The sequence below is a fragment of the Stutzerimonas urumqiensis genome (genome assembly GCF_003640395.1).
GTDB lineage: Bacteria > Pseudomonadota > Gammaproteobacteria > Pseudomonadales > Pseudomonadaceae > Stutzerimonas > Stutzerimonas urumqiensis.
Genome location: NZ_RBZQ01000003.1, coordinates 304,718 through 317,262 on the forward strand (window position 1 = coordinate 304,718; position 12,545 = coordinate 317,262).

The 12,545-nt window shown below is 66.7% G+C and carries 13 protein-coding genes; 4 read left to right on the forward strand and 9 right to left on the reverse strand.

What is annotated here, in order from left to right; genetic code table 11:
- The first annotated feature begins 1 nt into the window (after position 1).
- Positions 2-1,021 (forward strand): branched-chain amino acid ABC transporter permease, encoded by a 1,020-nt coding sequence (locus D7325_RS07440; RefSeq protein WP_425452272.1) that lies wholly within the window; start codon positions 2-4, stop codon positions 1,019-1,021.
- A 71-nt stretch (positions 1,022-1,092) separates the two neighbouring features.
- On the opposite strand, the gene D7325_RS07445 is transcribed toward D7325_RS07440, so the two are convergent.
- Both D7325_RS07445 and D7325_RS07450 read right to left on the reverse strand, forming a co-directional pair.
- Positions 1,093-1,866 (reverse strand): ParA family protein, encoded by a 774-nt coding sequence (locus D7325_RS07445; RefSeq protein WP_120994916.1) that lies wholly within the window; start codon positions 1,864-1,866, stop codon positions 1,093-1,095.
- Between the two features lie 87 nt (positions 1,867-1,953).
- The gene (locus D7325_RS07450; RefSeq protein ID WP_120994917.1) at positions 1,954-2,874 is read right to left on the reverse strand and encodes a DMT family transporter; all 921 of its coding nucleotides are present in this window, start codon (positions 2,872-2,874) and stop codon (positions 1,954-1,956) included.
- A gap of 90 nt (positions 2,875-2,964) precedes the next feature.
- Between D7325_RS07450 and D7325_RS07455 the strand changes: the two genes are divergently transcribed.
- Entirely contained in the window at positions 2,965-3,879 is a 915-nt protein-coding gene (locus tag D7325_RS07455) for a LysR family transcriptional regulator (protein ID WP_120994918.1), read from the forward strand.
- A gap of 4 nt (positions 3,880-3,883) precedes the next feature.
- Here the strand turns inward: D7325_RS07455 and D7325_RS07460 are convergent, their stop codons facing one another.
- From D7325_RS07460 to D7325_RS07470, 3 genes are read right to left on the reverse strand one after another with little or no spacing between them, the layout of a single operon-like run.
- Positions 3,884-4,678, reverse strand: a complete 795-nt coding sequence (locus tag D7325_RS07460) for a thymidylate synthase (RefSeq protein WP_120994919.1) — start codon at positions 4,676-4,678, stop codon at positions 3,884-3,886.
- Positions 4,679-4,712: 34 nt separating this feature from the next.
- Positions 4,713-5,513: a prolipoprotein diacylglyceryl transferase gene (lgt, locus tag D7325_RS07465; RefSeq protein WP_120994920.1), complete on the reverse strand. Its 801-nt coding sequence runs from the start codon at positions 5,511-5,513 to the stop codon at positions 4,713-4,715.
- A 9-nt stretch (positions 5,514-5,522) separates the two neighbouring features.
- Positions 5,523-6,305: a sulfite exporter TauE/SafE family protein gene (locus tag D7325_RS07470; protein WP_120994921.1), complete on the reverse strand. Its 783-nt coding sequence runs from the start codon at positions 6,303-6,305 to the stop codon at positions 5,523-5,525.
- Positions 6,306-6,434: 129 nt separating this feature from the next.
- Here D7325_RS07470 and D7325_RS07475 point away from each other — a divergent pair, with 129 nt between their 5' ends.
- Positions 6,435-7,175 (forward strand): NRDE family protein, encoded by a 741-nt coding sequence (locus D7325_RS07475; protein ID WP_120994922.1) that lies wholly within the window; start codon positions 6,435-6,437, stop codon positions 7,173-7,175.
- Between the two features lie 2 nt (positions 7,176-7,177).
- Here the strand turns inward: D7325_RS07475 and ptsP are convergent, their stop codons facing one another.
- Both ptsP and D7325_RS07485 read right to left on the reverse strand, forming a co-directional pair.
- The gene (gene ptsP / locus D7325_RS07480; RefSeq protein WP_120994923.1) at positions 7,178-9,457 is read right to left on the reverse strand and encodes a phosphoenolpyruvate--protein phosphotransferase; all 2,280 of its coding nucleotides are present in this window, start codon (positions 9,455-9,457) and stop codon (positions 7,178-7,180) included.
- Positions 9,458-9,476: 19 nt separating this feature from the next.
- Positions 9,477-9,956 carry an RNA pyrophosphohydrolase gene (locus D7325_RS07485; protein WP_120994924.1) on the reverse strand — a complete coding sequence of 160 codons (480 nt, stop codon included), beginning with the start codon at positions 9,954-9,956 and terminating at the stop codon, positions 9,477-9,479.
- Positions 9,957-10,135: 179 nt separating this feature from the next.
- Here D7325_RS07485 and D7325_RS07490 point away from each other — a divergent pair, with 179 nt between their 5' ends.
- Positions 10,136-10,789, forward strand: coding sequence for a histidinol-phosphatase (locus tag D7325_RS07490; protein WP_120994925.1), 654 nt, complete (start codon positions 10,136-10,138; stop codon positions 10,787-10,789).
- Between the two features lie 18 nt (positions 10,790-10,807).
- On the opposite strand, the gene D7325_RS07495 is transcribed toward D7325_RS07490, so the two are convergent.
- The gene (locus D7325_RS07495; RefSeq protein ID WP_120994926.1) at positions 10,808-11,278 is read right to left on the reverse strand and encodes a DUF2269 family protein; all 471 of its coding nucleotides are present in this window, start codon (positions 11,276-11,278) and stop codon (positions 10,808-10,810) included.
- A complete protein-coding gene (locus tag D7325_RS07500; protein WP_120994927.1) occupies positions 11,275-12,543 on the reverse strand; it encodes an SDR family oxidoreductase in 1,269 nt (422 codons plus the stop codon). The genes D7325_RS07495 and D7325_RS07500 overlap by 4 nt, the downstream gene beginning before the upstream one ends.
- Positions 12,544-12,545: the final 2 nt, after the last annotated feature.

The window sequence follows — 12,545 nt, forward strand, 5'->3', positions numbered from 1 at the left end:
CATGGCCGCGATCATGACCACGACCACCCGCTCACGCCGCCGCAAGGCGATCAACGCCGAAACCGTGCTGATCGCCCTTGGCGTGCTCGCACTGGTGCTGGCGCCGCTGTACGTCTACCCGGTGTTCCTGATGAAGGTGCTGTGCTTCGCGCTGTTCGCCTGCGCCTTCAACCTGCTGCTCGGCTACACCGGCATCCTCTCGTTCGGCCATGCCGCCTTCTTCGGAGGCGCGGCCTATTTCACCGCGCATGCGGTCAAGGAATGGGGCCTGACGCCCGAGCTCGGCATCCTCGTCGGGGTGGCGGGCGCGGCCGTGCTGGGCCTGGTGATCGGGTTCCTGGCCATCCGCCGGCAGGGCATCTACTCGACGATGATCACCCTCGCCCTGGCGCAGATGTTTTTCTTCTTCTGCCTGCAAGCGCCCTTCACCCACGGCGAGGACGGCATCCAGGGCGTGCCGCGCGGCCATCTGTTCGGGCTGATCGACCTGTCCGAGTCGATGAACATGTACTTCTTCGTGCTGGCGGTGTTCCTGCTCGGTCTGCTGGCGATCTGGCGCATCGTCAACTCGCCGTTCGGGATGATCCTCAAGTCGGTGCGCGAGAACGAGAGCCGCGCCATTTCCCTCGGCTATTCGGTGCGCCGCTACAAGCTGGCGGCATTCGTGATGTCCGCGGCGCTCACCGGGCTCGCCGGCGGGCTGAAGGCGATCGTCTTCCAGTTCGCGACGCTCACCGACGTGAGCTGGCACATGTCCGGCGAGGTGGTGCTGATGACGCTGCTCGGCGGTATCGGCACGCTGATCGGGCCGATCTTCGGCGCCGCCTTCGTCACCACGCTGAGCAACTACTTCGCGACCTCGCAGCTGCCGGTGACGCTGGTGACCGGCGTGATCTTCATGGTCTGCGTGCTGGTCTTCCGCCGCGGCGTGATCGGCGAGTTCTATGCGTCGCGGCTGGGGCGCCGGCTGAGCCAGCCGAAGACCGAGCACTGCGCCGAGGACGAGCCGCCGCGTAGCTGACCGGGCCACTCGCCACGCCTGGCCGGCCTGGCGAGTCCCGGCACTTCAGCGTTGTGCCGGGACACAGCCGATCATGCGGCGCCTTCGAGGTGGCCGTGCAGATCGACGAACTGCTGGGTCAGCTTGTGCCGCGGATCGAAATGAATCAGCGGCATGCAGACCTGGTGCGACTCGCGCATGCGCACCGAGCTCATCAGGTATACCGGCAACACCGGCAGGCCTTCGGCGAACAGCTCGTCGATCATCTGTTGCGGTAGCGCGGCGCGCGGCTGGAACTGGTTGACCACGATGCCCTCGACCACCAGGGCCTCGTTGTGGTCCTCCTGCAACTCCTCGATCTCATCGAGCAGGCTGTACAGCGCCTGACGGGAGAAGCTGTCGCAATCGAACGGAATCAGGCAGCGGTCGGCGGCGATCAAGGCCGAGACGGTGAAGAAGTTCAGCGCCGGCGGCGTGTCCAGGTAGATGCGCTCGTAGTCCCCGGCGAGGCCATCGAGCAACTTCTTCAGCTTGTTGATCTTGTGCTTGGCTTCGAGCTTGGGTTGCAGGTCCGCCAGCTCGGCGGTCGCGGCGATCAGGTGAAGGTTGTCGAAACGGGTCTCGCTGATCGGTGGCCGGGCCTTCTTGCCGGCCGCGCCGCCGGCGAGCACCTGCTTGAAGAAATCGGCGATGCCGGTCGGCAGGTCATCGCCGGTCAGTCCCGTCAGGTAGTGGCTGGAATTCCCCTGGGCGTCGAGGTCGATCAGCAACGTGCGATACCCCTGCGCGGCGCTCACGGCGGCCAGGTTGCAGGCGATGCTCGACTTGCCGACACCCCCCTTCTGATTGAACACGACCCGTCGCATGCCTTGGCTCCCTTCTGTTCGGACTGACCGAGTCTATACGGCATTCGGTGACAGGGCGGCGATGCGGGCCGGCCGCGCGCTTTTCGCTCAGGCCAATTCCAACACTTCGGGCCGCTGCGGTGGCGAGTCCTCGGGCTGTGGCTCGACCGGCGTCGTCAATCGCACAGCCCAGAGCGAAGCCAGCACCAGCAAGACGCCGCCGACCCAGCCGAGCCAGCCAAGCCGCTCATCCAGCCAGAGCGAGGCGAACAGCGCGCCGAACAAGGGCTCGGTGCCCATCAGCATCGAGACCCGGGTCGCGCTGCTGTGGCGCAGCGCGAAATTCTGCGCGAAGAAGGCCAGCAGCGTGGCGAACACCACCAGGTAGATCACCGCCAGCCAGAAGGCGCCGCTCGCCGGTGGCAGGGGCAGCCCGCCCGGCAACAGCAAGCCGAGCGTCAGGCAGCCGGTGGCGACGAAACCGCTCTGCACCGCGGTCAGCGCCAGCGCAGAAATTTGCCGCCCCGCCATGAGCCGCTGGGTCATGCAGACGAAAAACGCCCGCAGCAGCGCTGCGCCCAGCATCAGGCCATCACCGAGTCCGAGGCTGACGACCACGCCACCGGTGAGCAGCCATACGCCGAGGACCGCCACGCCGCACGCCAGCATCAACAGGGCGCGCGGGCGACGCCCGAACACCAGCCACTCGACCAGCGGCGTGAGCAGCACGCAGGTACTGATGAGAAAGGCCGCGTTGCTCGCCGTGGTCAGCAGCACGCCGTAGGTTTCACAGAGGAAGATCGCCAGCAGCAGCGCACCGAGCGGCAAGCCCGGCCGCAGGGCTGCCCGCCCCTGCCCGCGCAACGTCGGCAGCAAGAGCAGGAAGGTCAGGCCAAAGCGTGCCGCGATGAACCCCAGCACCGGGTAGAAGGCCAGCGCCTGCTTGGCCACCGCATAGCTGCTGCCCCAGACGATCGCCACCAGGAGCAGCGCCAGCTCGGCGGCCTGTCGGGTTCCAATCGATGCCATCTCACACTCCGCAGGAAAGGTCGCTGCGTACATTGTCGTACCTTGCCTGCACCGCGATAATCCAGCGCTCTGGAAAAGGACTTGTGCGCAATGGGAACAGACGAAAGCACTACGCTCTTGCCGGGGCTGGCCGTGCTCGTGCGCGTCGTGGAGAGCGGCAGCTTTTCCGAAGCGGCGCGCCAGCTCGGCAGCACGGCGTCCGCCGTCAGCCGCCAGATCGCACGGCTGGAGCGGCACCTGTCGCTGCGCCTGCTGGAACGCACCACCCGCAAGCTGCGCCTGACCGATGCCGGCGAAGAGGTCTATCGCCATGCCCGCGAGCTGGTGCAGGCGGCGCAGGCGGCGGTGGCCGTGGGTGAGCGGATGATGCAAAGCCCGCAGGGGCGCGTGCGGCTGAGCGTGCCAAAGGCGCTCGGCCGCTTCATGATCAACCCGCTGCTACCGGGGTTTCTGCGCCGCTACCCGGATGTGGATCTGGAAGTGCGCCTGAGCGACCAGCTGCCGGACCTGATCGCCGAGCGCTTCGACCTGGTGATCCAGGTCGGCGACCGCCCACCGGAAGGCCTGGCCGGTCGACCGATCACCCAGGTGCGCCAGCTGCTTTGCGCCAGCCCGGCCTATCTCGCCGAACGCGGCGAGCCGCGCCATCCGCAAGACCTGTTACGGCACAGCTGCCTGTTCCTCGCCGAAACGGCGGACGACCACCGCTGGCATTTCAGCCGCGACGGCGAACAGCAGGTGGTGGCGGTCAGGGGGCGCTATGCCTGCAATCACAGCGAAGCGCGGCTGTTGCTGGCGTGCGAGGGCTTCGGCATCACCTGCCTGCCGCACTTCACCGCCGCCGAAGCGCTGGCCTCCGGCGCGCTCAGGACGGTGCTCGGCGACTGGCGCTACACAGGCTCCTACCAGGGCGCCGCCTGGCTGCTGTGGCGCCCGAACCGCCAGCTGCCGCCGAGCATGCGCGTCTTGATCGACTACCTGGCGCAGCAGCTCGGCGAGGCGTGAACGATCAAACCGCGACCGGCGCCTTGATGTGCGGGTGGGCCTGGTAGCCGACCAGTTCGAAATCCTCGAAGCGGAAGGCGAACAGGTCCTTCACGTCCGGGTTCAGCTTCATCGTCGGCAGCGGCAGTGGCTGGCGCGAGAGCTGGAGGTCGGTCTGCTCGAGGTGGTTGGCGTAGAGATGACAGTCGCCACCCGTCCAGATGAACTCGCCCGGCGCCAGGTCGCAGACCTGCGCCACCATCAAGGTCAGCAGCGCGTAGCTGGCGATGTTGAAGGGCACGCCGAGGAAGATGTCCGCCGAGCGCTGGTACAGCTGGCAGGAGAGCTTGCCGTCGGCGACATAGAACTGGAACAGCGCATGGCACGGCGGCAGCGCCATCTGGTCGACCAGGGCCGGGTTCCAGGCCGAGACGATCAGCCGGCGCGAATCCGGGTTCTTCTTGATCATCTCGACGAGCTTGGCGATCTGGTCGATCGACTCGCCGTTCGGCGCCGGCCAGCTGCGCCACTGGTAGCCGTAGACGGGGCCGAGCTCGCCCTGCTCGTCCGCCCATTCGTCCCAGATCGAGACGCCATTTTCCTTCAGATAGCGGATGTTGGTCTCGCCCTTCAGGAACCACAGCAGCTCGTGAATGATGGATTTGAGGTGGCACTTCTTGGTCGTGACCAGCGGGAAGCCGTCGGCCAGGTCGAAGCGCATCTGGTAGCCGAATACCGAGTAGGTCCCGGTGCCGGTGCGGTCGCTCTTGAAGGTGCCGTGCTCGCGCACGTGGCGCATGAGGTCGAGGTACTGTTTCATCGGTCGTTCCGGTGATGAACGGCCGCGATCGCCATCAGGCGACCGCCCGCCGTGGGTTGTGACGATAGGCCCAGACCATCATGGCGGCCCCTCCGAAGATCATGGGCAGGCACAGCAGCTGACCCATCGTCAGCCAGCCGAACGCCAGGTAGCCGAGCTGCGGGTCCGGTACGCGGACGAACTCGACGATGAAGCGGAACACGCCGTAGCAGACGGCGAACAGCCCGGAGACGGCCATCGTCGGGCGCGGCTTGCTCGAATAGACCCACAGGATCAGGAACAGCGCGACGCCTTCGAGCGCGAACTGGTAGAGCTGCGACGGGTGCCGCGGCAGCTGCGAGGGATCGGTCGGGAAGATCATCGCCCACGGCAGGTCGGTGGCCTTGCCCCACAGCTCGGCGTTGATGAAGTTGCCGATCCGACCGGCGCCCAGGCCGATCGGCACGAACGGCGCGATGAAATCCATCAGCTCGAAGAAGGACTTGCCGTTGCGTCGGGCGAAAATCCAGGTGCACAACAGCACGCCGAGCAGGCCGCCATGGAAGGACATGCCGCCCTTCCACACCTGGAAGATCAGCGTCGGGTCGTTGACATAGGCAGCCAGGTCGTAGAACAGCACGTAGCCGAGGCGCCCGCCGACGATCACGCCCATCGCCACCCAGAACACCAGGTCGGAGAGCTTCTCGCGGCTCCAGCTCGGGTCGAACGCATGCAGCCGCCGCGCCGCCAGCCACCAGGCGCCGCCAATGCCGATGAGGTACATCAGGCCGTACCAGTGAATCTGCAAGGGTCCCAGCGAAACGGCGACCGGATCGATGTTCGGGTAGGGCAGCATCGAGGTTCCTCAGATCAGGAAGTTGAGACCGACGCCCAGCAGCAGCAAGGCGAACAGACGCTTGAGCACGCGGGGCGACAGGCGATGGGCCAGTCGCGCACCGAAACGGGCGAAGAACATGCTGGTCAGTGCGATGCCGACCATCGCCGGCAGGTAGACGTAACCCAGGCTCCACTCGGGCAGATCGTCGTGGCCCCAGCCGAGGTAGAGAAAGCTCAGCGCGCCGAACAGCGCGATCGGCATACCGGTCGCCGACGAGGTGGCGACCGCCTGCTGCATCGGCACGCTGCGCCAGGTCAGGAACGGCACGGTCAGCGAGCCGCCGCCGATGCCGAAGATCGCCGAGGCCCAGCCGATGACCACGCCCGCGACGGTCAGGCCCGGCTTTCCGGGTACGTCGCGACTGGCCTTGGGCTTGTAGTCCAGCGCCATCTGCACCGCCATGACGATGGCGAACACGCCGATGATCTTCTGCAACATGGGGCCCTGGATGGTCGACGCGGTGAATGCGCCGATGGCCGTGCCGCCGACGATGCCGAGGGTCAGCCAGACGAACAGCGACCAGCGCACGGCGCCCTTGCGGTGGTGCTCGCGCACCGAGTTGATCGAGGTGAAGACGATGGTGGCAAGCGAGGTCCCCACCGCCAGGTGGGTCAGCACCGAGGGGTCGACGCCCTGCGCCGTGAAGCTGATGACCAGCACCGGCACGATGATCAGGCCGCCACCGACGCCGAAGAGCCCGGCCAGCACACCGGCACAGGCACCGAGGACCAGGTAAAGCAGAAACTCCATGAGCCGTCCCCCGGTAAAAAAGAAGCCGGCATGGTAGCCGAAAAAAGCGTGACCCGGCGCGGCACCCGGCGCTTGCCGTGCTGGCATCCGGCCGCTAGCCTGCCAGGACCGAGCCGAACGAGACAGCCCATGTGCCTGATCGTATTCGCCTGGCGACCGGGCCATGACATGCCGCTGGTGGTCGCCAGCAACCGTGACGAATTCCACGCCCGCCCGACCGTCCCTCTCGCTCGCTGGGAGGACGCGCCGTCCATACGCGCCGGCCGCGACCTGGAAGCGGGCGGGACCTGGCTGGGCATCGACGACGACGGGCGTTTCGCGACGGTGACCAACGTCCGTGGCCCGGCACGAGCGCCGGGTGAACGCTCGCGCGGCGAGCTGCCCGAGCGGTTCCTGCGTGGCAACCTGTCGCCGGCCGACTACCTCGCCGATCTGGTCGACCAGACCCGCCGCTATGCGGGTTTCAATCTGCTGGTCGGCGACCGCGACACCCTGTGCTACTTCAATTCCGAAGAAGGCGTGCCACGGCCCCTTGAGCCCGGGCTGTACGGCCTGTGCAATGCGCGCCTCGACACGCCCTGGCCTAAGCTCGTGCAAGCCCGCGCCGGGCTGGAAGACGCCCTGAACGATCCGACCGACGATCGGCTGCTGGCGCTGCTGGCGGACCGGCAGCAAGCGGCCGACGGGCAGTTGCCGCAAACCGGGGTCACGGTCGATTGGGAGCGCGTGCTGTCCAGCATCTTCATCGCCGGACCGCTGTACGGCACACGCTCCAGCCTGGTCTTGCGGCGCGATGCCGAGGGCCGTTTCGAGGGGCTGGAGCGCCGCTTCGGTCCGAATGGTATCCCGCTCGGTGAAACCCGCTTGTAGCCTCAGCCCTTCACGGCAGCGGCCGGATTGATCATCCGCGTCAGGCCCAGCTTGCTCAGCGACAGCTGCAAGACGCTATGAATCACGTGCGGACTGTCGATGCGCATGACCTTGTCGAGCAATTCACGCGCGGTGGTCATCGGCATCTGGCGCAACAGCCATTTCACCTTCGGCAGGTTGGTCGCGTTCATAGACAGGCTGTCATAACCCATCGCCATCAGCAGCACGGCCGCCGCCGGGTCGCCGGCCATCTCGCCGCAGATGCTGACCGGCTTGCCCTCGGCATGCGCGTCCGTCACCACGCGCTGCAACGCCTGCAGCACGGCGGGATGGAGGTAATCGTAGAGGTCGGCGACGCGCGGATTGTTGCGGTCCACGGCCAGCAGGTATTGCGTCAGATCGTTCGAGCCCACCGAGAGGAAGTCGACCTGACGCACCAGCTCGCGGGTCTGGTAGACCGCGGCGGGTATTTCGATCATCACGCCAACCGGCGGCATCTCGACATCGGTACCCTCGTCGCGCACCTCGCCATAGGCCCGGTGAATCAGGTGCAGGGCCTCTTCCAGTTCCTGCAGGCCGGAGATCATCGGCAGCAGGATGCGCAGGTTGTTCAACCCTTCGCTGGCCTTGAGCATGGCGCGGGTCTGCACCAGGAAAATCTCCGGGTGATCGAGCGTCACGCGGATCCCGCGCCAGCCGAGGAACGGATTCTCTTCCTTGATCGGGAAGTACGAGAGCGACTTGTCGCCGCCGACGTCCAGCGTCCGCATCGTCACGGGGAGCGGGTGGAAGGCCTGCAACTGCTCGCGATAGATCGCCAGCTGCTCCTTTTCGCTGGGGAAGCGGTCCTTGATCATGAACGGCACTTCGGTGCGGTACAGCCCGACCCCTTCGGCGCCGCGCTCCTGGGCGCGCACCACGTCGGCCAGCAGCCCGGTGTTGACCCACAAGGGCAAGCGGTGGCCATCCGGCGTCTCGCACGGCAGGCCGCGCTGCACGTCCAGCCCCTGCGACAGCTGGCGCTCCTGCTCGACGAGGGCCTTGTACTGCTCGCTCAACACGCTGCCGGGGTTGGTGATGATCTCGCCGCGATAGCCGTCGACGATCAGCTGGATGCCATCGACCTTCGAGTACGGCAGGTCCACCACGCCCATCACCGTCGGCACGCCCATCGCGCGCGCCAGGATGGCGACGTGAGAGTTGCCCGATCCGAGCACCGATACCAGGCCCTTGAGCTTGCCTTCCGGCACCTCGGCCAGCATCGACGGGGACAGTTCCTCGCTGACCAGGATGGTCTGGTCTGGATAGACCAGCGCCTGCTGGCGGGCCTGCTGCAAGTACGCGAGCAGGCGGCGGCCGAGGTCCTTGACGTCCGAGGCGCGCTCGCGCAGGTAGGCGTCGTCCATCAGCTCGAAGCGGTTGATGTGGTCCTTCACTACCTGGCGCAGCGCGCCCTGCGCCCATTGCCCGGTACGGATGACCTTGCGCACCTCGCCGCCGAGCGCCGAGTCGTCGAGCATCATCAGATAGACATCGAACAGCGCCCGCTCCTCGGGGCGCATGTGGTTGACCAGCCGGTCGGACAGCTCGCGCATGTCGGCGCGCACCGAGGCTAGCGCGTTCTCGAACAGCACCAGCTCGGCATCGATGTCATCGATGGGCTTGTCCGGGACCACATCGAGGTCGGCCGGCGGCAGCACCACGAGCGCGGTCCCGACCGCCGCACCTGGCGATCCCGGTACACCGACGAAGCGCGCCTCCTGGATGCCCTTGCCCTGCCGCCCGAGGCCGCGGATGGAACCGGTCGCCTCGGCATGCGCGATGACGCCGGCGAGCTGGGCGCTCATCGTCACCAGGAAGGCTTCCTCGCCTCCGTCGAACTGGCGGCGCTCCTTCTGCTGGATGACCAGCACGCCCATTACCCGGCGATGGTGGATGATCGGCGCGCCGAGGAAGGAGGCGTAGCGTTCCTCGCCGGTCTCGGCGAAGTAGCGATAACGGGGATGCTCGGATGCGTGCTCGAGATTCAGCGGCTCTTCGCGGCTGCCCACCAGGCCGACCAGGCCTTCGTTGGGCGACATGCTGACCTTGCCGATGGCCTTCTTGTTCAGGCCCTCGGTCGCCATCAGCACGAAGCGGCCGCTCTCCGGGTCGAGCAGGTAGACCGAGCAGACCTGGCTGCCCATCGCCTCTTTGACTCTCTGCACAATGATGTTCAACGCCGCCTTGAGGTCCTTCGCGGCGTTGACTTCCTGGACGATCTTGCGCAGCGTGCCGAGCATGCTCAGAGGCGTTCTCCCGTCAGTCCCGCGCCAGCAGGCGCGGGGCGAGTTCTTTTAAGGCGCGACGATAGACCTCGCGCTTGAAGGTGACGACCTGGCCGAGCGGGTACCAGTAGCTGACCCAGCGCCAGCCGTCGAACTCCGGCTTGCCGGTCAGGTTCAGGCGTACCCGCTGCTCATCGGAAACCAGGCGCAGCAGGAACCACTTCTGCTTCTGCCCGATGCACAACGGCTGGCTGTGAGTCCGCACCAGCCGCTGCGGCAGGCGATAACGCAACCAGCCGCGGGTGCAGGCCAGGATGCGCACATCCGGCGGTTCCAGCCCGACTTCCTCGTTCAATTCCCGAAAAAGCGCCTCTTCCGGCGTCTCGCGTGCGTTGATGCCGCCTTGCGGAAACTGCCACGCATCCTGATTGATCCGCCGCGCCCACAGCACTTGGCCGACATCGTTGGTCAGGATGATGCCGACATTCGGGCGAAAACCATCGGAATCGATCACCGCTACAACCTCGCAAACGCATGTCGCGGCATTGTTCCACAAAAAGACGCAGCCTCGAAAGCGCGGAGAAAGACCGCTCGGCGCGGCCTGCAGCCACGGGCCAGGCCGGCCCTGCCGGCTGCCGCGCACGCGCCCGAACGGGTATGCTGGCGCTCCCCTTTCGACCGAGGAAACACGCCGTGCGCCTGGCATTATTCGACCTGGACAACACCCTGCTCGCGGGTGACAGCGACCACGCCTGGGGCACCTTTCTGTGCGACCGCGGGCTCGTCGACGCCGAGGCCTACCGCGCGCGCAACGATGGGTTCTATCAGGATTACCTCGCCGGCACCCTCGACGTGCGCGCCTACCAGGATTTCTGCCAGGAGCCGCTCGGCCGCAGCGAACCCGAACAGCTCGCTGCCTGGCACGCCGAGTTCATGCGCGATTTCGTCGAACCCATGGTCCTGGCCAAGGGCGAGGCCCTGGTTCGCCGGCATCATGAACAGGGCGACCAGGTGGTGATCATCACGGCCACCAATCGCTTCATCACCGCGCCGATCGCCGCGCGCCTGGGTGTCGACATCCTGCTGGCGACCGAATGCGAGATGCTCGACGGGCGCTATACCGGCCGCATGACGGACATTCCCTGCTTTCAGGAAGGCAAGGTCGCTCGCCTGGAACGCTGGCTCGAGGAAACGGGACACAGCCTGGAAGGCAGCTACTTCTATAGCGATTCGCGCAACGACCTGCCGCTGCTGGAGCGCGTCAGTCATCCCGTCGCGGTCGACCCGGACCCGACCCTGCGGCAGATTGCCGAAGCCCGCGGCTGGCAGGTGATCTCGCTACGCTGATGTGCCTGGCCGACCGCCTCAGGCGGCGCCTTTGGCGACCATCAGGTAGAAGATCACCACGAACGCGCCGAACGCCGGCCAGCCCAGCACGAACCACCAGCGCATGTAGCGATGCGCCGCAGCCGGCAACGGCGTGCCATCGCGCAGGGCCTGTTCGGCGAGCCTGTGGATGCGTATCTGAAGCCACACCACCGGCAGCCAGCAGGCGCCGGCCAGCACATATAGCGCAAGGCTCCAGATCAGCCACGGCTGGTTCAGCGGGAAACCGGCCAGGTGCGCCAAGGCCAGCCCTGACAAGGGCTGGAAAACGGCGGTCGTGGCCGTGAACACCCAGTCGGCGAACACCAGATGGCGGAACGTCACCGCGATCACCTCGACGCGCCCGGTCATCCAGGCTCGCAGGCTGTAGTACGCCGAGCCCAGGCCTGTGCCGAACAGCACGGTGGCCGACAGGATGTGCAGCGTCTTGATCAGCAGATACAGGCTCATCGGTCCACCCGCCTTGTTGCAGGCTCCGTCCAGAGTAGCCAGAGGGACGCTGCCAGCAGGACGAGGTTCTTCAATACCGAGCCGAAAGGATCGACCCAGTAGCGAGGAAGCGCGACGGCAAGGATCGTCATGTAGGTCAGCATGAGGACCATCTGCGCCTGCAATGCCCGGCGACGCCAGCGGCCGAGCAGCAGCCCGATCCCCAATAGCGCGTCGAGCAGGGCACCGCTGACGACTGCGAAGGCAGCCAGCCCGCCACTCACCCCTATTTCGGCCATGATCGCCAAGCCCCAGGCGTATCCGGGGCCAAGACACACGACGGCCGTACCGAGCCAGACCAGCACCAACGCTGCAATCAGAACCGGCCGCATCGCCTGGGTGACGCTGGCGGTGCGCCGAGGCCAGCCGTGGAGGCGCGCCTCGACCGACGCAGGCCGGTAGCCACAGGCTTCGGCAAGTAGCTGGGCCGAGCCGAGGTTATCGTGCCGGGCCAGCCGAAGCAGCTGAGTGTTCAAGGCCCGCCAGCCCAAGCGGTCACCCATACGGGCGCCCAGTCGGGCCAGGGAGTGTGGAATGCCGAGGTAACGCGCCGGGCCCCAGCCCTGGTGCGCGCGTAGCCGGTCGATGAGGCCGGGCAGGGTCATCGCGTCAGGCCCGACCACCGGAATCACACCCGGCGCCACAGGCCATTGGCGAATCAGCGCCAGCATCGCCGCGAGAAGATCGTCGACATGCAGGGGCTGTAGCCGTGCCTGTCGATCGAACACCGGAATGATCGGCCAGGGCGTAAGCCCCGCGAGCCAGCCACTGCTCGCGCCCCCTTCACCGACCACCACCGAGGGCCTGAGCACCACGGCAGGGATGCCGAGGCCGAGAAGAAAGGCGTCCGCACGGGCCTTGCTGGCCAGGAACGGAACCTCGGGATGTTCCCCGGCGCCCAGCGCGGAGAGCTGCATCACCGCCGCACCGTGTTTGGCCGCCAGCTCGAAGAGCGCGCGCGGGCCCTGAAACTGCACCTGCTCGACGCGCGCGGCATGCGTATCGAGCACGCCCGCCGCGTTGATCAGCAGCTCGACGTCCGGCCAGACGAAGCCCTGCGTACCGCCGGCCAGCTCGGCCAGATCCAGCCTCGACCAGCGCACCGATGGCAGCGTGGGGCCGGTTCCACTGCGCGACGTGGCCACCACCTCGTGGCCTGCCATCTGCAGGGCATGCAGCAGCCGGCTTCCGATGAATCCACTGGCGCCTACCAGCAGGATTCGCATCG